A 24,678-nucleotide genomic window follows, 5' to 3' on the forward strand; every position below is an offset into this window, starting at 1 on the left:
GAGGCCAGGGCGAGGGGTACGGCAGGGTGACGCAGGTGGCGGACGCGAACGGACGCGCGGGCGAACGGGAGGCCGGAGCACCGGGAGGGACGGCTGGACCCGGCACCGGGCAGCGGCGCGGGCCGAGCGGGCCGTGGCCCGGCGAGTGGGTCGCCCGGCGGCTGGAGGTACGGCTGGAGGCCCCGCCCGGCGAGGAGGACGGACGGCTGCGCGACCTGCTCGGCCTGGCCCTGCGGCGCAACCCCCGCCGGGCGCACCTGCTGGTCTCCCAGGTGCTGGGCAAGCACGTCCCCCAGCTCCCCGGGATCGTCCACGGCACCGGCCTGGACCTGGGCAGACGCGTCGGCGAACTGCTGGGCGCGGACGCCGGCCGCGCGGTCGTCCTGGGCTACGCGGAGACCGCCACCGGCCTCGGCCACAGCGTCGCCGACGGCCTGGGCACCGCCCCCTGCCTCCACTCCACGCGCCGCGCCGTCCCCGGCGTGGAGCCGGTGGGCGGCTTCGAGGAGGAGCACTCCCACGCCACCTCCCACCTGCTGCTGCCGGAGGACCCGGAGCTGCTGGCCGGAGACGGGCCGCTGGTCCTGGTGGACGACGAGTTCTCCACCGGCACCACCGTCCTCAACACCATCACCGCACTGCACCGCGCCTTCCCGCGCGAGCGGTACGTGATCGTGGCGCTGACCGACCTGCGCGGACCGGAGGACCGGGCCCGGCTGGAGAAGTTCGCCGCCGACCTCGGCGCCCGTATCGACGTGGTGGCCCTGGCCACCGGCACCGTACGCCTGCCCGACGGCGTACTGGAGCGCGGCGCCGCCCTGGTCGAGGCCCACGACAGCCCGCCGCCGCGGCCCGCGCCCGGATTCGGGCCGGAGCAGGTGCACCGTGTCGACCTGGGCTGGCCGCAGGGCCTGCCCGACGGCGGGCGGCACGGCTTCACCCCCGCGCACCGCGCCCGGCTGGAGGCCGCGCTGCCGGCGATGGCCGGCCGGATCGCCGCCCACCTCCCCGAGGGGGCGCGCAGGGTGCTCGTCCTGGGGTGCGAGGAGCTGATGTACGCGCCGCTGCGGCTGGCCGGCGCCCTCACCGGCGCCACCGGTGCCGAGGTCCGCTACTCCACCACCACCCGCTCGCCCGTCCTGGCGGTCGACGAGCCCGGCTACGCCATCCGCACCCGCCTGGTCTTCCCCGCCCACGACGACCCCGCCGACGGCACCCCCGGCCGGCCGGGCGACCGCTACGCCTACAACATCGCGGGCCAGGGCTTCGACGCCGTGGTCGCCGTCGTGGACTCCGCCGCCGACACCCCCGCCCTCCACGCCCCCGACGGCCTGCTGGCCCACCTCGCCGCCCACACCGGCCGGGTGCTGCTCGCGGTCGTCCCCTCCCACCGGCCGCTGCCCGCGCCACTGCGCGGCCCGGACTTCTCCTCCTACGCACCCGAGGACGTCGGCTGGCTGCTCCAGGACCTCTCCGACGTCACCCTGGAGGCGCCCACCGAGGAGCGCGAGGAGGCCATCCAGTCCGGCGGCGCGCACTACGCCGAGTCGCTGCCGGTGGAGTACCAGCCCAGCCGGGAGTACCAGCGGCTGTTCCACCAGGCGCTGGAGGCGTCCGCGGACCGGATCGCCCGCGCCGTCGGCGCCGTCACCGACACCCTGCTCACCGAGCGGGGCGGCCTCGGCGGCGCGGGAGACCGGGGCGGCCGTGAGGGCGGCATCGTACTGGCCTCCCTCGCGCGCGCCGGCACGCCCGTCGGGGTGCTGATGCGCCGCTGGGCCCGGCACGTGCACGGCCTGGACGTACCCCACTACGCCGTCTCCATCGTCCGCGGCCGCGGCATCGACACCACCGCCCTGCGCTGGCTCGCCGCCCACCACGACCCGGCCGACGTGGTCTTCGTCGACGGCTGGACGGGCAAGGGCGCCATCACCCGCGAACTCGCCGACGCCCTGCGCCCCTTCCCCGGCTTCAGCCCCGAACTCGCCGTCCTGGCCGACCCCGGCGGCTGCGTGCGCACCTACGGCACCCGCGAGGACTTCCTCATCCCCTCCGCCTGCCTCAACTCCACCGTCTCCGGGCTCGTCTCGCGCACCGTGCTCCGGGCCGACCTCGTCGGACCCGACGACTTCCACGGGGCCAAGTACTACCGCGAACTGGCCGGAGCGGACGTCTCCGGCCTCTTCCTGGACACCGTCGCCAGCCGCTTCGACGCCGTACGCGCCGACGTGGCCGCGGACGTGGCGGAACTGCTCGCCGCCGACCGCGCCCCCACCTGGGACGGCTGGAGGGCGGTGGAGCGCATCAGCGAGGAGTACGGCATCGGGGACGTCAACCTCGTCAAGCCCGGCGTCGGCGAGACCACCCGGGTGCTGCTGCGCCGCGTCCCCTGGCGCGTACTGGCCCGGCGCGGCGCGGGCGCCGACCTGGACCACATCCGGCTGCTGGCCGAGCAGCGCGGCGTACCCGTCGAGGAGACCGACGACCTGCCCTACTCCTGCGTCGGCCTCATCCACCCCCGCTATACGCGCGGCGCCACCGGCGCCGACGGGAAGGCCGCCCGATGAGCCGCCCGACGAGCCACCCGGCGGCCGTCGCCGCGACCGGGCCCGCACCCGCGGCCCCGGAGCGGCGCACGGCCCCGGAGCGGCGCACGGCCCTGGTCGCCAGCGACCTGGACCGCACCCTCATCTACTCCGCCGCCGCCCTCGGCCTGACCATGCCCGACGCCCGGGCCCCGCGCCTGCTGTGCGTGGAGGTCTACCGGTCCAGGCCGCTGTCGTACGTCACCGAGACCGCCGCCGCCCTGCTGGCCGAACTCGCCGCCCGGTCCGTCTTCGTCCCCACCACCACCCGCACCCGCGAGCAGTACGGGCGCATCCGGCTGCCGGGCCCGCCCCCGCGCTACGCGATCTGCGCCAACGGCGGCCACCTGATGGTGGACGGCGAGTCCGACCCCGGCTGGCACGCCCGGGTACGGCGCGCCCTGGACACCGACTGCGCGCCGCTCACGGAGGTGCGCGCCCGCATGGTGGGAGCCGCCGACCCCGGCTGGCTGCTCAAGGAACGCGTCGCCGAGGACCTGTTCGCCTACCTCGTCGTCGACCGCGAGAAGCTGCCCGACACCTGGGTGAAGGAACTGGCCGACTGGGCCGGGCCGCGCGGCTGGACGGTCTCCCTCCAGGGCCGCAAGCTCTACGCCGTGCCGCGCCCGCTCACCAAGAGCGCCGCCGTCGCCGAGGTCGCCCGGCGCACCGGCGCCGGGCACGTCCTGGCCGCCGGCGACTCCCTCCTCGACGCCGACCTGCTGCTTGCCGCCGACACCGGCTGGCGGCCCGGCCACGGGGAACTGGCCGACCTGGGCTGGACCGCCCCGCACATCACCGCCCTGCCCGAGCGCGGAGTCGCGGCAGGGGAGCGCGTACTGCGGGAGTTCCTCGCGCACACCGGGCCGGCCTGAGCGAGGATGCGGGCATGACGTCACCGGCATCCCGCGACAAGCGCCCCCTCCAGACCGCCGAGCTGTACAGGTACGTGCTCGACCACAACCCGCCGCTCGACCCCGTCCTGCGCGACCTGGTGGAGACCACGCACGCCCGCTTCCCCGACCGGGCCGGGCTGCAGTCGGCCCAGGAGCAGGGCCCGATGCTGGCCTTCCTGGTGCGGCTGATCGGCGCCCGCCGCGTCGTGGAGGTCGGCACCTTCACCGGCTTCTCCGCCCTCGCCATGGCCCAGGCCCTGCCCGAGGACGGCACGCTCATCGCCTGCGACATCTCGGAGGAGTGGACGGACCTCGGACGCGAGGCATGGGCCAGGGCAGGGGTGGCCGACCGCATCGACCTGCGCCTGGCCCCCGCCCTGGACACGCTGCGCGCCCTGCCCGCCGAGGAGGGGATCGACCTGGCCTACCTCGACGCGGACAAGGAGAACTACATCGCCTACTGGGAGGAACTGGTGCCGCGGATGCGGCCGGGCGGACTGATCGTCGCGGACAACGTGCTCTTCCACGGCGAGGTCACCGACCCGGAGGCCACCGGTGCCGCCGCCGCGATCCGGGCCTTCAACGACCATGTCCTCGCAGACGACCGGATGGAGTCGATCATGCTGACGGTCGCCGACGGCGTGACCGTCGCGCGCAGGCTGTAGCCCGCGCGCGGGCCGCATCCGCCGGCCTTCTCCACCGGCCGCCTCACGTCAGCCGCAGCAGCCGCCCCCGCAGCACCCTCCGCCCCCGCCGCCGCCCGCGCTCGGCGCCGGGGCGGAGGACCGGGCGGCGGCGCCGCCCACGGCGACGGTGGACAGCAGCTTCACCGTGTCGTCGTGGCCCTCCGGGCAACTGGCGGGCGCACCGGACTCGGCCATCGGTCGGTTCACTTCGAACGTGGTGCCGCAGGCGCGGCAGCGGAACTCGTATCGGGGCATACGAGCAGGATAAGCGGCCGTCCGGCGATGCGGAGAGCCTGTGGACAGCGGCCGCGGCACCACGGCGGGACCGGGTCGCGCGCCACCGGGCCGTCCACGACCGCGCACGCCGCGCGGCTCAGCCGCCCGCCGCCCGCTCCTCGCGTATCCGGCGCACCACGTCCGCCACCGTCTCGCGGATGGCGTCCAGCTCCGTCACGAAGCCCCACCAGTCCGGATGCCGCCCGGACAGCCCCGCCACGGCCCGCTCCAGCCGGGCCACCGCGCCGTCCAGCGGGCCCGCGTGCCGGGGATCGGGGTGGCTGCGCCCGGCCATCGCCAGCCGCTGGGCGTCCCGGATGGCGAAGCGCGTCCGCTCCACCTCGCCACTGTGGTCGAAGGAGACCTCGTTCAGCCGCCGCAGGCGCTCACCGGCCGCCGAGACCGCCTCGTCGGCGTCGTTCAGCAGTGCCCGCACCGTCGACAGCCGGGCGGTGGCGTCCGCCCACCGCTGCTCCTGCCGGGCGGTACGCGCCTCGGCCAGCTTCTCCTCCGCCTGCCGCACCGCGCCCGCCACCTGCTCCGGCACGTTCTGCAGGTCCTCCCAGCACGCGACGGTGAACCGACGCCGCAGCTCGCTCAGCACCGGCCCGACGTTCTCCGCCCGGTGCCGCAGCGCCTCGGCGCGGGTGCGCAGGGAGGAGAGCCGCCGGTCGGTCTCGGCCGCCCGCTCCGGCAGCAGCTCGACCTCCCTGCGCACCCCCTCCGCCTCCCGCAGCACGCGCTCGGCCCGCTGGAGGGTGTCCCGCACTCCGTGGCGCGCGGCGCCCTCGTTGAGTCTGGTCAGCTCGGGGGAGAGGGCGGCCAGCCGGGCCGCCGCCTCGTCGGCCCGCAGCCCGGCGGCGCGTACGGCGTCCAGTGCCTTCGTCGCGCCCAGCAGCGCCTGCCGGGCCCGCTCCACCGCCGGGGCCAGCCGGGCGAGCTGCGTCTCGGCCTTCTCCAGCAGCGGACCGAGCCCCTGCCCGAACCGCTCCAGGTCCGCGCGGGTGCGCTCCAGGTCCTCCCGCGTCCTGTCCAGGGCCCGGCGGGCGCGGGAGGCGGCGTCGCCGTCCAGGTCGTCGCGCTCCAGGTCGTGGGCGTCCACGGTGGCGATGTACTCGTGGCTGACCTGGTCGATCCGCCGCCCGAACTCCGCGAACTCCTCGACGGCCCGGCGCGCGGCCGGGGAGTCGTCGACGGCCGCGAGGGTCTCGATGGAGATCCGCAGATCCCGCTGGGCGGTGTCCAGTTCGTAGAACGCGGTGGCCGCCGCGTCCTTCGCGGCCTGGGCCTCGGCGCGCCGGCTCTCGGCGCGCCCGCCGCCTCCCCAGCCCCAGCGGCGTGCGCCGCCGCCGTTCATCGCCGCCACGTGTGTCCTCTCCCCGTACGCCCTCGCCGGCCCGGCTGCCATTCTCCCACCCGGCCCGGGGGAACACACGAGAGGCGATCGGGGCGGTCACCTCACGGCCGGTCCCGCCGGCTCGCGGGGCGCACGGTCACATCGCCGCCCGCGGCGCGGGCGGTGATGGCGGGATCACCCGCGCCGCCCCGCGGGACCTCCACCCGGGTCCCGCCGTTGTCGGCCTCGGCGTCCACGCGGTACGCGGCGCGGGGCACCTCGACGGTGACCGAACCGTTGCGGCCGCGGGCCTCCACCCGCTCCGGCACCCGCACCAGGGCCAGCCTCAGCCCGCCGTCGTCCGCCTCGGCGGTCACCTCGCGGGAGCCGATCCCGGTGGCCTCGACGGAGCCGTTGTCGCCGCTGAGCTCCAGAGGCCCGGTGGCGTCGCGGACCCTTATCCCTCCGTTGTCGGCGGAGACCGCGAGCGCCTTACGGAACCCGCGCGCGGTGACGTCCCCGTTGCGGCCCTCGACCCGCACCGCGAGCCGGTGCGGCACCTCCACCCGGTGCCGGATGTCACAGCTCGCGAGCCCGGAGCAGGCGGGCCCCAGCGAGAGCGTCCCGCCCTCCATCGACCACCGCGCCCCGGTGCTGCCGCCGTAGGCGACCCCGTCGAACCACCGGGTCACCCGTACGTCGGCCCGGTCCGCCGCCACCACCTCCACGGGGGAGTCCTCGACCTCGACCACCAGCGCCTCCACCTCCTTCCCGACCTCGAAGGCCCGGTGCTCGGGCGGCACGTCACCGGCGTCCACGCACCCGGCCACCCCGGCGGTGGCGGCGACCGCGAGGACGACGGCGACCAGGGCGCGTACGGTGCTGCGGCGGGTCTCGGTGGCCATGGACGGTCTCCGTATCCGTTCGGCGGGGCTGCTCGGCGGCGCCCTGCCGACGCTATGGACTCCCGCCCGCCGAGGGCATCCGGCACCCCACCGGACCCGGGGTGGGGACAGCCCCCGCCTCCCGCGTTTGTGGCACACACGGCGCGGCACGGTACGCTGTGGGCTCACCCCGGGCGCATAGCTCAGCGGTAGAGCGCTGCCCTTACAAGGCAGATGTCGGCGGTTCGAACCCGTCTGCGCCCACCAGCACAAAGCCCCCCGGCCGAACGAGGCCGGGGGGCTTTGACATCACCATCTGACATCAACGGGGGCGGTCAGCCCTGGTCGGGCCGTCTCCGAAGCAGCCGGTCCATGTGGCTCACCGCCTCGCGCTGGGTGTCCTGGACGACATGCGCGTACGTGTTCATGGTGATGGCGATCTGGCTGTGCCCGAGGATCTCCATCACCACACGAGGAGCCACCCCGGCGGCGGTCAGCAGCGTCGCGCAGCCGTGCCGGGCGTCGTGCAGCCGGATCACCCGGAGACCGGCGTTCCTCGCGACGCGGGTGAAGGACCGGTACAGGTTCCGCGGTTCGATCGGGCGGCCGGTCCGGGTGGTGAAGACGTGCCCCGACTCCTGCCAGTCCTGGCCGGCCTTTTCCCGCTGTGCCGCCTGCCTCATCCGCTGCCACCGCAGGGGAGCGATGCACATGGCCGGGAGCGGCAACGTCTGGCGACGGCGACGCCCCTTGGGATCGTCCTCGTACAGCTCCCCGCCGACCCGCTGCCGCTGCTTCCGAACGCGGATCTCCCGCCGCTCCAGGTCCACGTCAGCCCAGCGCAGGCCGACGATCTCCCCGCGCCGCAGGCCCATGGTGATGGCGAGCACGAAGGCCGCGTACAGCGGATCGCGCCGGGAGGCCGCCAGGAAGGCCAGCGTCTCGTCCAGCGACCACGGCGTCAGGTCGGGGGACTGCACCCGAGGCGGCTCCACCAGAGTGACCACGTTGCGCGTGATCAGCTCCTCGCGGCAGGCGGCGGTGAGAGCCGACCGCAGCACCTTGTGCGACTCCCGCGCCGTCGCGGCTGTGGTCTGCTTCTCCACCTGGGCGACGAAGCGCCGGACATCGGCGACGCTCAGGGACTCCAGCCGCTTGGAGCCGAGCAGCGGCACGAGGTAGAGCCGCACGTGCACTTCGTACTTCGCGTACGTGGTCTGCTTCCGGCGCGGCTTGATGACGTTCTCCAGCCAGTACGGCAGCCATTCGGCGAGCTTCGCCGAGCGGGTCGGCACCGGCACACCGGACTCGACCTTGCCCAGCAGCTCACGACGCTTGGCGTCGCACTCGGCCCATGTCCGGCCGTACACGAACTTCCGGGCACGGGTGCCGTCCGGCTGGAGGACGTAGACCGCCGCCTGATAGCGGCCGTCCTTCCGCTTGGTGACGGTACCCGCGCCGTTGGGGTTGCGCTTGCGCTGACCAGCCATCAGGCAGCTTCCTCCAGCTTGTGAGCGATGAAGTCCCGCACGGCGGAAACCGGTATGCGCCGGGACCGACCGACAGTGATCGAGGCCAGACGACGAGACCGGATCAGGTCGTAGACCGTGGAGCGGCCTAGCTTGAGCCGCCGCATCACCTCCGGCACAGTCAGCAGTTCCTCAGTCGCGGTGGTCACTGTTCGTCTCCTTCCAGTGCGCGTAGGTCTTGCAGGGCTTCGCGAGCGGTCTCGCGGTTGAGCTGGAGGTCTCGGGCGATCCCTTCAGCGAGGAGGGATTCGCCGGGGGTGTGGCCGTGGCCGGCGTACTGCCAGTCGGCGAGGACCAGCACGGTGTCCGGCTCGGCGTCCTCCAGGCCGAGGGCGGCGCGCTGCTCGGCGGCGCGGTAGTCGGCGCGGACCTGGCGCAGCGCGCCGAGGGTGGTGGAGTAGCGGCGCGACTTGCTGGAGAAGTGGCCGCGGAAGCCGAGCATGTGCGCCCAGACCCACAGTCGCCGGTCCGGGTAGTACGGATCGAGGTCCCAGCAGGCGTGGATCAGGCGGCGGGTGTGCTCGGGCAGGTCGGGCAGCTTCTCCAGCTCGGCCAGCTCCCCGATGCGCCGGTCGAGCAGGCCGGTGGTCTCGGCTGCCTTGGTGGCGTACTTGGCGACGTAGGAGGCCACCGCCTGTTCGGTCAGTTCCTCGCCCGCGCCGAGCGCCCTGATGGGGCGGATGTCGAGCTGGTCGCCCCAGCGCAGTCGCCAGCCACGGTGGTACCCGGCTTCCTCGTTCGGCGGCACGACCACGGTGGTGTAGCGGTGGGCGACGGCCGCCCGGATCGCGGAGGTCAGCAGCTCCACGGTGGCCCAGGACGGCGGCGGGTCGTTCGGGCCGTCGGGGCCGTCGAGGCGGATCACGGCGTGGAAGTGGATGGCGCCGCGCCGCTGGAACTCGGCCACCTTGCCGTAGGAGATGCGGCACCGGTCGTGCAGCTCCCGTTGGGTGAGCCCGGCCAGAAGGGCGATCTCCCGGCGTAGCCGGTTGGTGAAGCGCTGCCACAGCTGTCCGGCATGGTTGTTGAACAGCACCGCAGCCGCGTAGTCGTACTCCAGGGGGTTCAGCGGGGTGCCGAGGGCCGGATCGTCGGCGGCGTGGCGGGTGCCGCAGCGGCAGCGGCCGGAGTCGGGCCGGTTGTGCACCGGGCCGAAGCTGGGGGCGGTGAGGGTGGCGAAGACGCGGGGGTGGTCGCGCACGGTGGCGGGGACGTCCTTGGACTCGTCTCCGGCCAGCCCGGCGCGGATCAGGTGGTAGGTGTCGGCGGCGTAGGTGCGGGCGCAGGCCGGGCAGCGCGAGGCTCGGCGGTTGCCGCAGGCGACGCGGAGCCGTCCGCCCGGTTCGTGCTCGGTGGTGTAGTGGTGCAGGGTCTCGCCGGTGGTCTTGTCTTTGGTCAGGGTCCAGCCGGTGAGGTGGATCGGGTTGGCGCAGCCGCCGGTGCGGCGTATCTGGTCCTGCCAGCGGTCAAAGGCCGGGGACCCGACCACCCGCAGCAGGTCGCCGAGGGTGATCGGGTCCAGGCCCGCGAAGGTCGCGGTGGTCATCAGGCGCGGCCCCCGGCGGAGACGGCAGAGCGCAGGGGAGTGGTGCCGGCACCCCGGCAGGCCGGGCAGGCGACGCGGACGGTCACGCGGGAGCCGTCGCGGTGACGGGTGCCGGTGGTGATGGCGACGGCAGCGAAGCCGTCGCAGTCGCGGCAGTTCCGCATACGGGCGCGGTCGGGCTGGGCCATGATGGGGACTCCCTTTCAGGTCGATGAGGTCTGGAAGTGGGTGAGGCCGCCGGGGCGGCGGATGTTTGGCGACAGAGGCCGCCCCGGGGGCCGCTTAGTTGTGGGTGTTGCGCCTGCCGTGGCCCTTGGCCGCGTACATCGCCGCATCCGCGGCCGACAGGGCGTCGGTCAGGGTTGGCACCGGCAGCTCAGTGCGGGAGCAAGAGCCGACCGAGGCCGAGACCGGCAGCAGGCGACCGCCGTGGGCGACCGGCTGGCGCAGGTCCTCGCGCAGCGCGGCCAGGCCGGAGGTGCGGGCCGGGTCGGTGACGACGGCGGCGAACTCATCCCCGCCGAGCCGGGCGGCCAGGCCGTAGCGTGCGCACCAGCGGGTCAGCCGGTCGGCGGTGGCGACCAGGACGGCGTCCCCGGCGGCGTGGCCGTGGGTGTCGTTGACGGCCTTGAAGTCGTCCAGGTCCACCAGGAGCACCACAGCGGCCGGGGAAGTGGCCAGGATCCGTTCGGCGCGGGCGGTGAATCCGGCGCGGGTGTGCAGCCCGGTCAGCGGATCCCGGCGAGCGGTGGCCAGGCGGCGGGCCAGCAGGCCGCCGTGGACGGCCCAGCCCAGCGCGGGCAGGGCGGCGGCGATCAGGTGCGTGTCCATGCGGCGATCACCGGCCCCGGCGGTGCTGGGTGAGCAGGGAGCGCAGAACGACCGCGCAGACCGCGACCGAGGTGGCGGTGACGGCGACGGCCAGGAGCAGGGAGACCAGCACCGTGCCGACCACGAGCACCGCAGCCGCGCCGCCGCCGACCAGACCGAGCGCGCCGGTCGGGGTGAGCCGCACAGAGCGGCGGGCCGGTGCCGCCGGGGTGGCCGGCGCGGGGGAGTGCTGGCAGCCGCACGCGGCCGGAACCTCGTAGCCGTGGTGCGACTGGACGACGGCGGCCGGAACGACCAGCGGGGAGGTCTGCCCGGTCGGGGCCGGGGCGGTGGGGTACTTCGGACGCAGCATGAGGGTTCTCTCCCTTCCGGGGTCAGTCGGAGGTGCCGTTGACGACCGACACCCCGGTACGGGTGCCGGACTCGATGGCAGGAGCAATGAAGGTGTCGGCGAGGAGGAAGCCGCCCAGGAGCAGGGCGACGATCAGCCACAGGGGCGGGCGCAGGAACTTGATCCCGAAGTAGCCGATCAGTCCGACGAGGGCGATCAGCGGCAGTTCCACGGTCATGGCGGGTTCTCCCTTGGGTTAGTCAGGCGACGCGGCAGCGGTGGGTGCGGGCGGCGAGGGCGGCGGCGGTACGGCTGGCGTAGTCGGCGGACCAGCCGCAGTTCTCGGCGGTGCACGCGGCCACGTAGCGGGTGCGTCCGGTGCGCGAGCCGCGGTGGGTGCCGATCTGAACCGGGCCGATGCGCTGGAGGGAGTGGAAGAAGTCGCGGGCGGGCATGGGGTGAACTCCTTGTCAGGCGGGTTGGGTGAGGTGGGCGGCGATCTGGTCGGCCAGGGCGGGCGGGACGCCAAGGCGGGCGCGCAGGGTGTCGGGGTCGATGGGCGAGCCGGTACGGGCGCGATGGGCGTCGGCGACCTTCCGGGCGTGCTCGACCAGCGCGGCCGGGACCGGCGGAGCGGTAGGCGTTGCCGGGGCGGGGGTCGGCGCAGGTGCGGGTGCGGGCAGCTCGGGAGTCGGTTCCGGCTCGGGCCGGGCGACTGGTCCGGGCTGCGGTTCGCGCTCGACGACCGAGGCAGCCGAGTCCGGCTCGGCGGCGGAAGGCTCCGGTTCTGCGTCCGGAGCCGGATCGGTGTCGGGTGTGGTGTGGGCCAGCAGGGTGCCGCCGAAGAAGGCCAGCGCGGGCCATCCGGCGACGAGGATGCGCAGCCAGGCGGGCACGTCGGTGAGGTCGAGGAGTCCGGCGGTGGCGACGTTGGCGCCGAGCGAGGCGGCCAGGGCGATGACGAACCAGCACCAGGCCGAGCCCGCCGGAAGGTCGGCGGCTTGCAGGGTGCGGATGCGGTGCCAGGCGGCGACCAGCAGCAGGTCCACGCTGATGGGGTAGGCCCAGGCTTTCCAGCCGTTCTGCCCGGCCGCCGCCGCCAGGTCGTGCAGGTGGGCAAACGACAGGGCACCGGCGATGACGGCCTGGATCAGCACGGCGTCGAGGCGGAGTTTGGTGCGCACGGGGTAGCACCTCCTTTCAGACATGGCAGGGGTAGGGACCCGGCGCGAAGACGGTCGCGCCGACCGGCAGAGAGGGAGGGTCAGGCCGCTTCGGCGACCGGAAGAGACTCGACCGGCACAGGGCCGAGGGCCGGGCGGAAGTCGGCCAGCTCGGGCAGCTCGGGTGTCAGGTCCGCGTGGGCGTTGCAGACGTTGACGGCCCGGCGCAGCGAAGTGTGCGGAGTGCGGATGCGGACCCAGCCGCCGGAGGAGTCACCGGCCACGGCCGTACCCGGACGGTCGGCGGGAATCTGCACCGTGGCCAGCACGGCATCCGGGGAGATGTCGGCGAAGGCCATGTTCGCCGACGCCTCGTCGTTGACCCGGTGCGCGGTCCGCCCGGTGAGCTGGGCCCGCAGCATGGTGATGCCCTTGCCCAGCTCGGAGCCGAAGCGCTGCCCGCACACCTCCACGTAGATGCCGGCCGCGCGGCCGAGCTGCACCAGCCGAACCAGGGCGGTGACGATCCGGTCCCGCCGCTTCTCCTCCTCCTTGCTGCCCGCCGACAGCGCCAGCTCGGCCACCTCATCGATCAGCACCACCACCGGCACCGGCCGCAGATGCTCGGGCAGGCCCCAGATATCGGCGGTGATCTCCTCGTCCGGGGTGTCGGCACTGACGCGCTGCTCGCGCCGGATCGTCTGGTAGATCTCCTCCATTCGCTCGATGAGTGCTTCCAGCACGGCCAGGGCGTCATCCGGAGTGGCAGCCAGCGCCGAGAGGCGGCGGGCCAGCGGCGCCAGCTCCACGCCCTGCTTGCAGTCGATGCCGACCAGGGCGACCGGCTGCGGAGCCAGCTCGGCGACCAACTGCCGCTGGTAGACCGACTTGCCCGACTGTGTGGCCCCGATGTTCAGCGCGTGCGGCACCTGGCGGTAGTCGCGGTAGTGGACCGTGCCGTCCTCCCGCAGCGCCACCGGCAGCCGCAGCAGCCCCGCATCGGTTCGGGCGGGCATCTGCACCCGGCGCAGCACGTCGTAGCCGGTCATCCGCAGCTCCACCACACCGGCCCGGATCTCACAGGCGGCGACGCCGTGCAGGCCGAAGGAGTGCCGCAGCCGGTCGGTGGAGGCCAGATAGTCGAAGGCGTCCTGACCGGGCCGCATCTTGACCCGCAGCACCAGGCCGGTCCGGGTGACCGAGAGCCGCAGGATGCGCGGCACCCGGCTGTTCGGGACGGTGCTGCCGGTGACCCGGGCCAGCGTCAGCCGCAACCGGGACGGCGGAACCGTCAGCCCGCAGGCGTCCATCACCGAGCCATACCGGACCAGCACCCGCACCAGGGCGAGCGGTGCGCCGAAGGCCAGCCAGTACCAGGCCGGACGCTGCCACCGCAGCAGCAGCGCCAGCCCGGTCACGACCGCACCGGCGATCGTCCACGCCACCATGATCAGGCAGCCGTCTGCGCGGTGGAGGCCATCGAGGTCACGGCGGCGGCCCGGAAGCTGATCCCGTGCCGCTTCTGGCCGTTGAACTCGTTCTCCCACGGCCGGGCGATCAGGCCGGTCAGCACCACCGGGGCACCCATCACCAGCTCACCGGAGATACCCGGCTCGGGCACGACCACGTTGAGGACCTCGGCCTGCCCGTCCATGACGAACAGCACGTCCACGGTCATCATCTTCGCGCCGGTCTCCCGGTCGAGGGCGATCTCTCCGGTCTGCCGGTTGGCGATCTTCGGCTGCGGGGGCTGGGCGACCATCACGGTCGCGGTAGACGTGTCCACGGGAATCTGACGCATCGTCTGTCTCCAGGTTCTCGACGGTTCGTGTGCCGCAAGCGGCGGCAGACTCAGGGAACCGCGAGGGGTGCTGGACGCATCACCACCCGCGATGGACGTTTGGGGACGTCTGATGTAACGTCAAAACGTCCCAGCGTCCAAGGGAAGGCGTCAGGCCATGCCGAACGAGCGTCTGCGTGCTGCGATTTCGGAGAAGGGCGAGACCGTCCAGTCCGTCGCCGAACACGTCGGAGTGGACCCGAAGAGCGTTGAGCGCTGGATCACGCTCGACCGGACCCCGCACCGCAGCCACCGTTGGAAGGCGGCCAGCTTCCTGGGCGCGGATGAGGTCTACCTGTGGCCGGCCACGATGAAGCAGGCCGAGAAAGCCAGCACCTCCGAGCTGGTCACGTTCTACCCGAACCGCGGAGCGGTCCCCGCCCACCTGTGGACCTCACTGATCGGGAAGGCGACCAGCCAGGTCGAGATCCTGGTCTACGCGGGGCTGTTCCTGTTCGACAACCACCCCGACCTCGCCGACCGGCTCGCGGAGAAGGCCAAGGCCGGAGCCCAGGTGCGCATCATGCTCGGCGACCCGGAGTCGGACATGGTCCGGCAGCGAGGCGAGGAGGAGGGCATCGGCGACAACCTGGCCGCCCGTGCCAAGATCAGCCACCACTACATGACCCCGGCGACCAGCACACCCGGCGTCGAGCTGAGGCTCCACGACACGATCCTCTACAACTCGATCTACCGCTTCGACGAGGACATGTTGGTGAACCCGCACGTCCTCGGAGCCCCGGCCGGGCAGAACCCCGTGCTGCACTTCCGCTACGTCCCCGGCGGCCGGACGTTCCGGCACTACATGCGCAGCTTCGACTACGCATGGGACCGAGCCAGGCCCGCATAGCCGCGGGCGTCCGTGGCACGCTGAGGGCATGGCTCGCGTCGACTACTTCAACGATCCGCAGGCGCCCAAGGCGAACAGCCTCGTTCCCTCCGTGACAGCGGTGGCCCGGAACGAGGCCGGAGACGTCCTGCTGATCCACAAGACCGACAACGACCTCTGGGCACTGCCCGGCGGCGGTGTCGATCTCGGCGAGTCGGCACCCGACGCGGCGGTACGGGAGACCAAGGAAGAGACCGGGCTGGACGTCGAGATCACCGGACTGGTCGGCCTCTACACCAACCCCGCGCACGTCATGGCCTACGACGACGGCGAGGTGCGGCAGCAGTTCTCCATCTGCTTCGCCGCGCGGATCACGGGCGGCGAGCTGCGGACCAGTAGCGAGAGCAAGGAAGTCGCGTTCGTCGCCCCGGATCGGCTGGACGAGCTGAACATCCACCCGTCGATGCGGATGCGGATCGACCACGGCATCGAAGGCCGGACACAGCCCTACATCGGCTGATCCTCGGGCCTACTCACGTGAGGAGGCTGCCGAAGCCGACAGCCTGCCCTGCACACGCTCGACCGCAGCGCCGAGGTAGGGGCGAGCCCTACTGATCGCGGTGTGCACCTCACTGCCCGACTCGTAACGCACCAGGATCTCGTCAATGCGCCGGCCGAAGTCGAAGCGCTGGCCCGCCGGTCCGGTGGTCATGTCCGAGTAGATCAGGGCGTCCAGGAGCGGCGAGTCCTCCCGCTCGTAGGGTTCGAGCTCGGCGACCAGGCCCCGCTGCTCGGCCTCGTAGACGGCACCGGAGTGGTGGGCGACCAGGCAGACCAGCCGACGCGGAGCGCCCAGCGATTCGAGGTGGCGGGCACCGTCGAGCGGATGGAAGCCGGTCTCTCGCAGTTCGGGCGCGTATCCGATGTCGTGCAGCCAGGCCGCGGCGACGAGGAGATCCCGTTCATCCTCGGGCACGGCCGGAGACGCCTCACGGGCCCGCTCCGCGACCGCTTGAGTGTGCAGCCAGCGGTTCCCGAGCGGGGGCAGCAGCGACCCGGCCAGTTCGGCCGCGCCCTGGGGCGTATCCAGCGATGACGACATGTCCACACGGTAGCCGAGCAGAAGCGCCGACATCAGGGCTCAGGAGCCGAGCAGCGCGGTAAGAGTTTCCCTACTTCATCAAGCCGCTTCCGCCGCGCGCGGCGCGGCGTCGCGCGGCCCGGCGGTCCGGGCCGTCGCTCATGTCTTCGCCCCGCTCCGGCCCGGACCGCCGGCCACGCGCCGAACGGCGAGGGGCTGGCTGAGGAGAAACCCGCTGTGGCTGGGGCCGGTCGGCTCCACGGCTTTAGGCAGCCACCTTGGGGCGAGCCTCGAAGATCGGGGCCCACATCGGGCTATTGCGGGCAGGCCAGGAGCCAGCCCGATTCGCGGGCCAGCGTACGGGCCCCGATCTCTCGCCCCAAGGCAGCTCCCGCCCAAAGCCGCTCCGCCGACCTAATTACTGCTGCGACGCCGACGTCGCCTAACTGGCCCTGCTGTGATGAGCCTTCCCAACATCGCTTCGTATGCAGGGAAAAGAATATTCATCCGATCGGTCACCGAAGCAGGCCGAGTACGTGGCGAGAAGACGCGATCAACGGCACGGTCAATGACGTGATGTGCTTTTAGCACGTCCTCTGGCGTCGAGAGAGGATCGTAGAGCTCTGCTAGAGAGGCTCCCGAGTGGTTTCGACGTGCAGCAAGAAGGCCCTTACCTGCCTCGATGATTTCAGTTCGTTGTTTTTGTGTTAGCTGCGGGAGCGGGAAAGTATTGTACACCATGGGCCCCGAAAAGCGTAGATCGCTTTTGATTCTTCCTCCCACCGTACGCAACCATGCCGTGAACATAGCGGAGGATAGAATGGGAAACACCAAACCGTCTGGGTCCTCAGCGGTGAACAGTGCATCGGAGGCGATTGCGGTAGGCTCCACAAAAGCCACCGTGAACCACTCGCGATTCTGAGATACATGCCTCGGAATAGCGATGTACGGGACGGACGGTTGCGGAGTTCGGAAGAATCTCCACGGCTTTGATGCCATCTTCTTCGTGTCGGCGGCTGAGCTATCCAGCCGGAATTTTCTTACTGCTTCAAGTCGCTCACGAAGCCACGTAGACTTGGCCACGGCCTCAGGGTCGGGAGCCTCCATCCAGATGCAATATCGGCGCTTGCCGTATATTAGCTCACGCGCGCCGACGTAAGGACGGATGTAGCTATGAGCTGCATCCCCGTCCGGTGGCAACTGCTCTTCTTTCTCAATAATCAAGTTCCCGTCGTCGCTGGGCTTGTTGCCGTACTGAATGGGCGGGAGAGACGGGGAGATTGGCGTTGTAGCTGACTCAACAAGAACGTCTGGAGCGTCCAACAAGTACGGGTTGACGTGACTCACGTGCTGAATCTGCGGCTCACCCTTTATGTCAGGGTAGTCAAAGATTAGCCGTCGCGTTTGCCGCTCATTCGTAGAGAACCCTACGATGATGACATGAACAATGGCTTTTCCTTTAGCTTCAGAGGTCCAGGCAAAAGTGCGATGAGCGAAATCGATCTTGATGCCCTTATCGAGCATGGTCCGCCAGACCCTTGCAACTTGTTCGCCCTGAGTTACAGAGTTGGTGGAAACGAAAGCTGCCCCGGCGCCTCCCTTGGCGAGATAATCAGCAGCCAGTCGGTACCAACCGGTCACGTAGTCAAGCCAACGTGCGTATGACGCTCCCCAGACGTGCTGCATGTCACCCGTCTGATCTGCGGCGCGCGTCTTCTGTCCTGCGAAAGGCGGGTTCCCGAAGAGGTAGTCACACTGATCCGCCGGCAACAACTCTTCCCAGCTGTCGCGCAACGCGTTACCGATATGAATGTTGGGGACCGCAGGAATCGGGAACCGCATGTAGTGTTCGCCGAACTCTACCGAAACTCGGCGGTTTTCCAAGTGGTCCATAAGGTACAGAGCGGTTCGCGCAATGCGAGCAGGGAACTCTTCTAGCTCCATGCCATAGAAATGGTCGACCGTCACCTTACATAGGAGATCCAGGCTCATTGCGCGCTGCCCGGCCGTTGTGTCCTTTTCTTTCTCGGCAATCCTACGGAGGCATTCTGTCTCCAGGCTACGGATTTCTCGGTATGCGATGACTAGGAAGTTGCCGCATCCGCATGCAGGGTCGAAGAATTTAAGATTGGCCAGCTTTCCGTGAAAGGCGCGTAGCTTCGGTAGGCTGGTTGCGGAAGCCAGTTCACTCTCTAGATCGTCAAGGAACAACGGGCGAATCGTTCGCAGAATGTCGCGTTCAGAAGTGTAGTGTGCGCCCAGTTTTCGACGCTCACGACTCGTCATGACGTTTTGGAAAAGTGAACCAAAGATGGCAGGGGAAATCACAGACCAATTAAAAGCGCATGCGGCTAGCAGAGTGCGCCTCACCTCTGCATTGCCCGAAACAGGCCAAAGATCGTTGGCGAAAAGGTCGCCATTGATGTACGTAAACTGGGAAAGGTCCTCGTCTAGGCTTTGAGGACGCCGCTCCTTCGGAGTGTTGAGGACGCGGTAAACGCGTGCTATTACGTCGCCTAGGTCATGCCCGTCCGGTGCTGTATGCAGGGCCAAATAGCTATGGAAAGCGCCGCGATCCCATACACCTGCATCGTCCGCGAACAAGCAGAAAAGAAGGCGGGTAATCCATTCGCGTGCATCGCCAGCAGGATATCCCGAAGATATTAGAGCGTCGTAGACTTCGGCGAGTAGTTCCGTTGCTGCGAGGTTTGCTACGACCTCATCACCGAGATCCTGGTGTTCTGCCTGATATCCTGCCAACCACCAAAAAACGTGCAGGTTGTCGACAAGCTCATCGAGGGTGAAAAAACCGGATGCACCAGTCTCTAGGTTATTCCATCGGAAGTTTTCGAAGTCCGAAACGACAAGAAGCCATGGATGTTCGGCAGGAGGAAGTGACGGGAGGTAGTCGATGAGCTGATCCATTGCTTCATCGAGTGACTTCCCAGTTGACTTATGCTCAACGCCCATTTGGCCAGGAAGCAGCAAGTCCAGCCAGCCCGACCGTCCTGTTGAAGACCTCTTCGCAAGAGCTTCATAAACAGCAACCTGGCGACGCTCTACACCGAAGATGCGGAAAAATTCGTTCCAGAAGGTCTGTTTCTCTGCTTGCTCGGAAGTGACCCCGGCCCACGCCCGTGCAAACCGCCGGGCTCTACGCCGGATCTCTGCCTTCTCAAGGGTCACAATGGCGTTAGGGCCCTGCACCGGGCGCTTCTGTGCAGTGTTGGTCACAAACGCACCTTAGCTGTATGCCAGCTCCTGTCGCAGCAGGATCGGCCAGTGAAGACGACGCCCGGCGTTCCAAGCAGTCCATCCAGACGGCGATCCGTCCCTGACACACGGCTACGACTTGGTCAGCGATCAGCAGACAGTTGCCATCGTGAGAGCTCAGCAGTGTGCAGCAGGGCAACGCCGCCGTAGGCTGCGGCGACTGGCAACGCGCCGACGTTCCGCGAAGTGACATCAGCAGATGACATCAACGTCCCCGGACAGCAGTGGAACGGGGCAGCCGCAGGAGGACCAGGAGTCGTCAGGGGTACGAGAGCCGAGCAGGCTGCGTAGTCCGGTGATCGAACTTACAAGGCAGATGTCGGCGGTTCGAACCCGTCTGCGCCCACCAGGGAAAAACCCCCGGCCCATCAGGGCCGGGGGGCTTCCGCATCACCGTCCGGCACCGGTGGCCGTGGTGGGGCCGCCGCACGGCTACCGGCCCCCGTCCATCTCGTCCGCCAGAGCCCGCAGGCCCGCGGACGGCCGGAGCTCATGGCCATCGCCTCCAGGGCGACTTCACGCCCGTTCCGTTCCCGCCTCGTCGTTACGGACGGAACCGGGGTCGTGGGCGCCGAGGAGTGTGCCCGCCAGGACGAACAAGACCAGGACCGGTACGGGCATGAGCCCACCCGGACGGTCGACGTCGTCGATGTACATCGAGGAGACGCCGATCCACAGCGGTGTGCCGAGGAGAATCTGGGGCCAGGTGCGCCGTTCGCCGAGGACGCGCATCCCGATCCACAGCACCAGGGGCATGACCATCCACGTGGCGAGGACGGTGGCACCGAATTCGAGCAAACCGGACCAGTCGTCCGGATGGTCCGGTTCCTGCCCGCGGGCCCACGCGAACCCGGCACTCATCGTGAGGTGGCAGGCCACTGTGGCGATGGCCGTGACCACGGCTGCTTTCAGGGCGCGTGCGTAATTCACGATCGCTCCAAGGCGAGAGAGCGGGCTCCAGCGTTGCCGCTGCCCGATGGAGGCTCGCTTTGCGGGTTCCACGGCCGGGCCGAGCCGTGGTGATCGTAGGGTTCGGCCGGGGACGCGCTCCAGAGCGCTGGCGTGGATCCCGGGCCCGAGACCTTCGGACGGAAGGCATACGCCGACGGCTGGACGCCGCCGCTCGCGCCCTCACGTCAGCTCCCGCTCCCGCAGAAGTCCCCGGAGGTCGAGATCACGACGCTCGGAGGGAGCGGTACCGTCGACCAGGACGGCCGCCCCCACCCAGGTGGCGCCCGAGTCCTCCACCAGACGGCGTGCGGTCCGGGCGGTGGCAGAGGTGTCCGCCCAGTCGTCCACGAAGAGCACCCGGTGCGCGGAGCACAGCCGACGGCGCCGTATGCCCCACTCGACGGTACGGCTCAAGTAGTCCGGTGGCGTGCTGCGCAGCAAGACCTGGTCCCCCAGTTCCGCCTCGCTCAGCCCCCTGCGCATCTCGACGAAGCCCGCACCCAGGGAGACCGCCACCAGAGGCCCGAGGAGAAACCCCGTGGCCTCGGGTGCGAGTACGGTCGTGATCCGGTCCCGGGAGGAACACAAGTCGGCGAGCGCGGGCCCCAGTTCGCCCATGATGGACGCGTCGGCCCACCACTGGGAAACATCCGCCCGGCCCTCCTCGCCCCGCCAGGCGAACGCCTCTCGGAGACGGTGTCGGAGATCATGGTGCTTGTGCCGCTTGCCCACGAGCGGCATGGTCCCACCATCCCGGCAGCGATACGGGAGGAGAAGCCGGGCGGGCTGAGCGTCCGTCCGTCCGCCGCGCGGACGCGGACCGATCACGGCCTGGCGGGCAGGGCGGGGCCCCGCAAAGTCCCACATCGGACAGAGGAGCGCATATGACCGGTCGCGGCATGACCCGCGAGGAGGCACTTCTCCTGGTGCGGCGTCTGCTGGAGGGCGACTACGCCGACGACTCCGAGGGCGATGCGCTGGTGGACGAGCTCGAACGCGGCCTGGCCTGCCCCCGCGTCGGCGACTACCTCTACTGCGACCGGGGACCCGAGGTCACCGCCGACGAGGTGGTCGATCGAGCCCTGGCATACAGGCAGACCCCCGGCGACGGTCATCCGGCAGGACGCGCCTGAACGCGCCCGACCGCAGCGCCGAGGTGGGGATGCGCCTCGCTGATCGTGGTGTGCGTACCGCCGCCCGGATCGGGGCGGACCGGGATCCCCCGTCTGCGGGGCCCGGTCACCGCAGCGGTGTGAAGTCCCAGGACAGCCTGTGTTCTTCGTCCACCACGGGTGTGTGGCCGTCAAAGGGCTCGCCGGTCTCGAGAGACGTGGCGATCCGCTCCATGAGTACCGGCAGGGACGTCCACATCTCGTGCGACCCGCGCATGACGCCTTCCACGGCCTCGACTTCGTGGACGCGCCCCCGGTCGATCTCGGGACGGTGGTCCAGTACGAGGCAGCCCCCGCTGATGTCCCGCGCGATGGGGATCAACTGCGGATGTCCGTACAGGGCGCTGCTGATCCCGGTCTTCATGAAGTGGTAGTCCGCCTCCTCCTCTCCCTCCTCATCCGCCGCACGCTTGTCGTAGAAGCCGGTGAGGAGTCTCCACTCGGCCGCTGTCTCGCGTGCGCTCAACGGCCTGTAGGACCCCGGCAGCAGCCAGGACCGCCGGTCGAGGAGGCCGTCGTGCCGCAGCAGCGACTGCACCAGGGGCCTCAGCAGCGGCCGGCCGACGAGGCGTTCGACTTCGGCGATGTCCGCCGGATCCGCGGGCGGCGCCAGCGCGGCGCGGGTCGCCGGGGCGTGCCCGGCCAGCCATTCCTCGATTCGCGTCCACGACTCACTGATCGGTGCGGCCATGGCACGGCATCCTGCCACCCGGCGCTGACAGCCTCACGAGAACAGCCGGACGGTGGCCGTGATTTCGACGCGTACGGCCCGGGGCCGGCCCCGGGCCGTACGAGGGAACTCGGCGACGGCAGGCGGTGCGTCACAGCCTGCCGTCAACGGCCGTGGCCGGCCGCGCTCGCCCGGCTACAGGTACGGCCGGGTGATCAGCTCGATCGCGTGGCCGGAGGGATCCTTGAAGTACACGCCGCGACCGCCGTGCCCGGTGTTGGTCTCGCCCGGGCGCCGCATCTGCGGATCGGCCCAGTGCTCGACACCGCGCTCGCACAGCCGTCGGTACGCCCGGTCGAACAGGTCGTCGTCGACCAGGAACGCATAGTGCTGCATCTGGATCTCCACCGGCGGCTCGGCGAACTGCAGCAGCACGCCGTCGGTGAGCTGGATGTTGGTGAACACGCCCCAGGACGGTGCTTCCGGAAGTTCCAGGAGCTCCCGGAAGAACCGGGCCGACTCCTCGCGGTCCCTGGCGGCGATGATGGTGTGGTTGAACGTGACTGTCATTCGGCTGACCTCACTGTCGCTCGGCACGGAGAGATGGACTCGCGGTGCACGGGCGCGGGGAGGTCCGCGTGCCGGACCGTGGGGGTGCCTTCCGCGCCCCCGCCGTGCGGTCAGCCCTCCACCGGATAGCCGATCCGTGTGTGGCGTGGCGCCGGTCCGGTGTTCACGTCCGGCGACGTTACCCGGTCCCGCCGACTGCGCCAACAGGGCGCGAGAGTGGTCCGCTCTCGGATTGCGGCGACCGCCTTCAGGAGGCGGCCGGGGGTCACAGGCACTCGCACGAAGCCCCGTAGAGGACCAGGACGACGAGGGCGAACGCGGCGACGGCCACCGTGGCGAGACGTCCGCGCCGGGCGGGCTTCCCTGACCGGAAGGCCTCCCGCGCGCCGTAGCCGACGAGGAGCAGGAAGCCGCCGAGCGAGCCGCCCGCGACGAAGGGGCTGATCCTCCAGCCCGCCAGGAACACGGCGACCCCCGCTGCGAGGATGAGGCAGGCGACTACGGCGAGCGCCGCCTCGAGCAGCATCTCGGCGACGCTTTCGGCCACGTGCTCGCCCGTCTTCCTGGCCGCGCGTGCGACGCGTCCTCCCGCCATGTGACCGCACCCCTCCCGCTCGGAACGAGAACCCCGTACGGGAGGGACTGCCGGTGGCGAGCCGGGGGTTCCCGCCACGGGCGGGTCAGTTCCGCAGGTGCCCCAGTACGGACCGCATCGCGCGGTCCACGGCGCGGCGGGCCGGTTCGGTGTGGTCGACGGTCTCGAAGCCGTGGTGGCCGCCCGGTACGCCGATCACCTCCACGGCGGCTTCGGAGTGCTCCGCTACGGCCAGGAACTCCCGCATGGCGGTGGCCAGTTCGGGGAGTTCCAACTCCACCCGGGTCAGCACCACCGGCAGTCGTCCCGCGGTGCGCAGCGCGGTCGCGGGGTGGAAGCGGGAGGCGTCCACGGGCCAGCCCGGCGGGGGCGCGAGCAGGGGGTAGGTGGCGGCCACGCAGCGCAGCCACGGCGGCGGCGCGGCCAGCCAGCCGGCCGACAGCAGCCCGCCGCCGGAGAAGAACCACAGCGCGATCCGGTCCCCGTCGACCCGCGGGTCGGCCCGTACGAGGCGGACGGCCTCGCGGACGTCCTCGGCGGCGCGCCCGTAGTCGGCGATGCCGTGCAGCCGGTGGTCCACCGTCGCGCCGACCGCGCCCAGGCTCGCCGCGTACCGGGCGTAGCCGGTGAAGGCCGGCCAGTCCCGGGGGGTCGGGCACGCATCGGGCGGGACCGGGCCGCCGTGGACGAACACCACCGCCGGGCGGGGCTCGTCGGCGCCGGGCAGATGGAGGTCGACCCGTCCCCTCCGCTCGCGGCGTGCCTCGGGCACGTCCAGGACGAACGGCCGCAGGTGCGCGGGCCGTTCGTCCGCCGGAGGGGGGATCCGGTGCCCCTCTCCCGCGGCGGCCCGCAGCAGTACGCCGGCCAGTTCACCGGGGGCGGAGAGCATCGGCCAGTGTCCGGTGGCGAGTTCGAAGAAGTCCACCCGGGGGTCGGCGAGCGCCCGGAAGCGGGGGTCGCCCAGGCCCACCATGGCCTCGATCGCGGCGATGCCCGGTCCGTTGGCGGTGCACAGGACGCCGGTCGCCGGCATCTTCGACACGGCCTCGGTCAGCCGGAGCGGCCGGGTGAGCGTGTCCGCGGGCTGGGGCGCGGCGAGGCGGGCCAGCCGCTCCAGCGCCTCCCCGGGTACGCCGGCGGTGCTGCCCCAGCGCCGCCAGCCGTCCGGCGACGGCGGAGGGAGCAGTCCGTCCCCGTGCCCGCCGCCCCGCCCGGCCGCGCGCGGGAGCCGCTCGCGGACCGTGCCGTCCGGAACGAGGGCGAGGGCCGGGTCGCCGTCGCGGGGGACGCCCGTGTCCAGGTGGACGATCCGGGCGATCCGCTCCGGTCGCCGTCCGGCGGCGCCGAGCGCCGGGTGGATGCCGTAGCAGTGGCCGACGAGCACCACCCGCGGCGCGTCCAGCCCGTCGATCAGCCGCACCAGGTCCCCGATGTGCGTCTCCAGGTCCGTGCCCGGTCCCGCCGGACCGCCGGGGCCGCCCATGCCGGTGAGCGTCACCGGGTACGCCCCGGCCCCCGACTCCCGCAGCCGGGCGGCCACCTCCTCCCACACCCAGCCGCCGGTGTGGGCGCCCGGCACCAGTACGAACGCCGTCATGGCCGTCTCCTCCCCGCCTCTTCCGCGCGCGGGC

28 protein-coding genes and 1 tRNA gene are annotated in these 24,678 nt (G+C 71.2%); 7 read left to right on the forward strand and 22 right to left on the reverse strand.

The features are described from left to right. Positions 1–26: 26 nt before the first annotated feature. The 3 genes from BMY40_RS02240 (at position 27) to BMY40_RS02250 (ending at position 4,146) form a co-directional block, all read left to right on the forward strand. Entirely contained in the window at positions 27–2,567 is a 2,541-nt protein-coding gene (locus BMY40_RS02240) for a phosphoribosyltransferase (protein ID WP_093655693.1), read from the forward strand. Between the two features lie 152 nt (positions 2,568–2,719). Then, positions 2,720–3,460, forward strand: a complete 741-nt coding sequence (locus BMY40_RS02245) for an HAD family hydrolase (RefSeq protein WP_245769851.1) — start codon at positions 2,720–2,722, stop codon at positions 3,458–3,460. A gap of 14 nt (positions 3,461–3,474) precedes the next feature. Then, the gene (locus BMY40_RS02250; RefSeq protein ID WP_093654756.1) at positions 3,475–4,146 is read left to right on the forward strand and encodes an O-methyltransferase; all 672 of its coding nucleotides are present in this window, start codon (positions 3,475–3,477) and stop codon (positions 4,144–4,146) included. A gap of 48 nt (positions 4,147–4,194) precedes the next feature. Here the strand turns inward: BMY40_RS02250 and BMY40_RS02255 are convergent, their stop codons facing one another. From BMY40_RS02255 to BMY40_RS27840, 3 genes are all read right to left on the reverse strand, one after another. Continuing rightward, complete coding sequence (locus tag BMY40_RS02255) at positions 4,195–4,422, reverse strand: FmdB family zinc ribbon protein (RefSeq protein ID WP_093654758.1); 228 nt, start codon at positions 4,420–4,422, stop codon at positions 4,195–4,197. Positions 4,423–4,540: 118 nt separating this feature from the next. Then, a complete protein-coding gene (locus BMY40_RS02260) occupies positions 4,541–5,851 on the reverse strand; it encodes a hypothetical protein (protein WP_425443060.1) in 1,311 nt (436 codons plus the stop codon). A gap of 50 nt (positions 5,852–5,901) precedes the next feature. After that, a complete protein-coding gene (locus BMY40_RS27840) occupies positions 5,902–6,684 on the reverse strand; it encodes a DUF4097 family beta strand repeat-containing protein (protein ID WP_093654760.1) in 783 nt (260 codons plus the stop codon). Between the two features lie 171 nt (positions 6,685–6,855). Here BMY40_RS27840 and BMY40_RS02270 point away from each other — a divergent pair. Next, positions 6,856–6,930: transfer RNA gene (locus BMY40_RS02270), tRNA-Val, on the forward strand. Positions 6,931–6,998: 68 nt separating this feature from the next. On the opposite strand, the gene BMY40_RS02275 is transcribed toward BMY40_RS02270, so the two are convergent. The 11 genes from BMY40_RS02275 to BMY40_RS02325 form a co-directional block, all read right to left on the reverse strand. Continuing rightward, positions 6,999–8,153, reverse strand: a complete 1,155-nt coding sequence (locus tag BMY40_RS02275) for a site-specific integrase (RefSeq protein WP_093654762.1) — start codon at positions 8,151–8,153, stop codon at positions 6,999–7,001. Next, on the reverse strand, positions 8,153–8,341 hold the full coding sequence (locus BMY40_RS02280) for a helix-turn-helix domain-containing protein (protein ID WP_093654764.1): 189 nt from the start codon (positions 8,339–8,341) through the stop codon (positions 8,153–8,155). Before BMY40_RS02280 ends, BMY40_RS02275 begins: the two co-directional genes overlap by 1 nt. Continuing rightward, a complete protein-coding gene (gene repSA / locus BMY40_RS02285; protein WP_093654766.1) occupies positions 8,338–9,738 on the reverse strand; it encodes a replication initiator protein RepSA in 1,401 nt (466 codons plus the stop codon). Before repSA ends, BMY40_RS02280 begins: the two co-directional genes overlap by 4 nt. Next, complete coding sequence (locus BMY40_RS02290) at positions 9,738–9,926, reverse strand: hypothetical protein (protein WP_093654768.1); 189 nt, start codon at positions 9,924–9,926, stop codon at positions 9,738–9,740. Before BMY40_RS02290 ends, repSA begins: the two co-directional genes overlap by 1 nt. Before the next feature lie 94 nt (positions 9,927–10,020). Then, positions 10,021–10,569 (reverse strand): GGDEF domain-containing protein, encoded by a 549-nt coding sequence (locus BMY40_RS02295; RefSeq protein WP_093654770.1) that lies wholly within the window; start codon positions 10,567–10,569, stop codon positions 10,021–10,023. A 7-nt stretch (positions 10,570–10,576) separates the two neighbouring features. Continuing rightward, positions 10,577–10,921 (reverse strand): SpdD-like protein, encoded by a 345-nt coding sequence (locus BMY40_RS02300; RefSeq protein ID WP_093654772.1) that lies wholly within the window; start codon positions 10,919–10,921, stop codon positions 10,577–10,579. 22 nt (positions 10,922–10,943) lie between these two features. Then, positions 10,944–11,138, reverse strand: a complete 195-nt coding sequence (locus tag BMY40_RS02305; RefSeq protein ID WP_093654774.1) for a hypothetical protein — start codon at positions 11,136–11,138, stop codon at positions 10,944–10,946. Between the two features lie 22 nt (positions 11,139–11,160). Further along, positions 11,161–11,355, reverse strand: coding sequence for a mobile element transfer protein (locus BMY40_RS02310; protein ID WP_093654776.1), 195 nt, complete (start codon positions 11,353–11,355; stop codon positions 11,161–11,163). A gap of 15 nt (positions 11,356–11,370) precedes the next feature. Further along, positions 11,371–12,084, reverse strand: a complete 714-nt coding sequence (locus BMY40_RS02315) for a DUF2637 domain-containing protein (protein ID WP_093654778.1) — start codon at positions 12,082–12,084, stop codon at positions 11,371–11,373. 80 nt (positions 12,085–12,164) lie between these two features. Next, positions 12,165–13,511 (reverse strand): FtsK/SpoIIIE domain-containing protein, encoded by a 1,347-nt coding sequence (locus BMY40_RS02320; RefSeq protein WP_093654780.1) that lies wholly within the window; start codon positions 13,509–13,511, stop codon positions 12,165–12,167. Positions 13,512–13,513: 2 nt separating this feature from the next. After that, the gene (locus BMY40_RS02325; RefSeq protein WP_093654782.1) at positions 13,514–13,864 is read right to left on the reverse strand and encodes an SCO3933 family regulatory protein; all 351 of its coding nucleotides are present in this window, start codon (positions 13,862–13,864) and stop codon (positions 13,514–13,516) included. 157 nt (positions 13,865–14,021) lie between these two features. Between BMY40_RS02325 and BMY40_RS02330 the strand changes: the two genes are divergently transcribed. Both BMY40_RS02330 and BMY40_RS02335 read left to right on the forward strand, forming a co-directional pair. Continuing rightward, positions 14,022–14,753 carry an XRE family transcriptional regulator gene (locus tag BMY40_RS02330; protein ID WP_093654784.1) on the forward strand — a complete coding sequence of 244 codons (732 nt, stop codon included), beginning with the start codon at positions 14,022–14,024 and terminating at the stop codon, positions 14,751–14,753. Between the two features lie 28 nt (positions 14,754–14,781). Beyond that, entirely contained in the window at positions 14,782–15,252 is a 471-nt protein-coding gene (locus tag BMY40_RS02335; protein WP_093654786.1) for an NUDIX hydrolase, read from the forward strand. Positions 15,253–15,261: 9 nt separating this feature from the next. Here the strand turns inward: BMY40_RS02335 and BMY40_RS02340 are convergent, their stop codons facing one another. The 4 genes from BMY40_RS02340 to BMY40_RS02350 all read right to left on the reverse strand — a co-directional run bounded on the left by BMY40_RS02340 (position 15,262) and on the right by BMY40_RS02350 (position 20,769). Continuing rightward, positions 15,262–15,834, reverse strand: coding sequence for an HD domain-containing protein (locus BMY40_RS02340; protein ID WP_093655699.1), 573 nt, complete (start codon positions 15,832–15,834; stop codon positions 15,262–15,264). A 393-nt stretch (positions 15,835–16,227) separates the two neighbouring features. Next, positions 16,228–19,047: a DNA methyltransferase gene (locus BMY40_RS27385; protein WP_143071723.1), complete on the reverse strand. Its 2,820-nt coding sequence runs from the start codon at positions 19,045–19,047 to the stop codon at positions 16,228–16,230. A 555-nt stretch (positions 19,048–19,602) separates the two neighbouring features. Further along, positions 19,603–20,016, reverse strand: a complete 414-nt coding sequence (locus BMY40_RS02345; RefSeq protein WP_143071724.1) for a hypothetical protein — start codon at positions 20,014–20,016, stop codon at positions 19,603–19,605. Between the two features lie 201 nt (positions 20,017–20,217). Further along, a complete protein-coding gene (locus BMY40_RS02350) occupies positions 20,218–20,769 on the reverse strand; it encodes a phosphoribosyltransferase family protein (protein WP_218158209.1) in 552 nt (183 codons plus the stop codon). A gap of 152 nt (positions 20,770–20,921) precedes the next feature. Between BMY40_RS02350 and BMY40_RS02355 the strand changes: the two genes are divergently transcribed. Continuing rightward, positions 20,922–21,170 carry an e9imm peptide gene (locus BMY40_RS02355; RefSeq protein WP_177213835.1) on the forward strand — a complete coding sequence of 83 codons (249 nt, stop codon included), beginning with the start codon at positions 20,922–20,924 and terminating at the stop codon, positions 21,168–21,170. A 106-nt stretch (positions 21,171–21,276) separates the two neighbouring features. Here the strand turns inward: BMY40_RS02355 and BMY40_RS02360 are convergent, their stop codons facing one another. The 4 genes from BMY40_RS02360 to BMY40_RS02375 form a co-directional block, all read right to left on the reverse strand. After that, the gene (locus BMY40_RS02360; protein ID WP_093654790.1) at positions 21,277–21,900 is read right to left on the reverse strand and encodes an SMI1/KNR4 family protein; all 624 of its coding nucleotides are present in this window, start codon (positions 21,898–21,900) and stop codon (positions 21,277–21,279) included. 174 nt (positions 21,901–22,074) lie between these two features. Further along, a complete protein-coding gene (locus BMY40_RS02365) occupies positions 22,075–22,449 on the reverse strand; it encodes a VOC family protein (RefSeq protein WP_093654792.1) in 375 nt (124 codons plus the stop codon). A gap of 265 nt (positions 22,450–22,714) precedes the next feature. Beyond that, positions 22,715–23,044, reverse strand: a complete 330-nt coding sequence (locus tag BMY40_RS02370) for a hypothetical protein (protein ID WP_143071725.1) — start codon at positions 23,042–23,044, stop codon at positions 22,715–22,717. Between the two features lie 85 nt (positions 23,045–23,129). Further along, entirely contained in the window at positions 23,130–24,644 is a 1,515-nt protein-coding gene (locus tag BMY40_RS02375; protein ID WP_093654795.1) for an alpha/beta hydrolase, read from the reverse strand. Positions 24,645–24,678: the final 34 nt, after the last annotated feature.

The sequence above is a fragment of the Streptomyces radiopugnans genome, from assembly GCF_900110735.1.
GTDB classification, from domain to species: Bacteria; Actinomycetota; Actinomycetes; order Streptomycetales; family Streptomycetaceae; genus Streptomyces; species Streptomyces radiopugnans.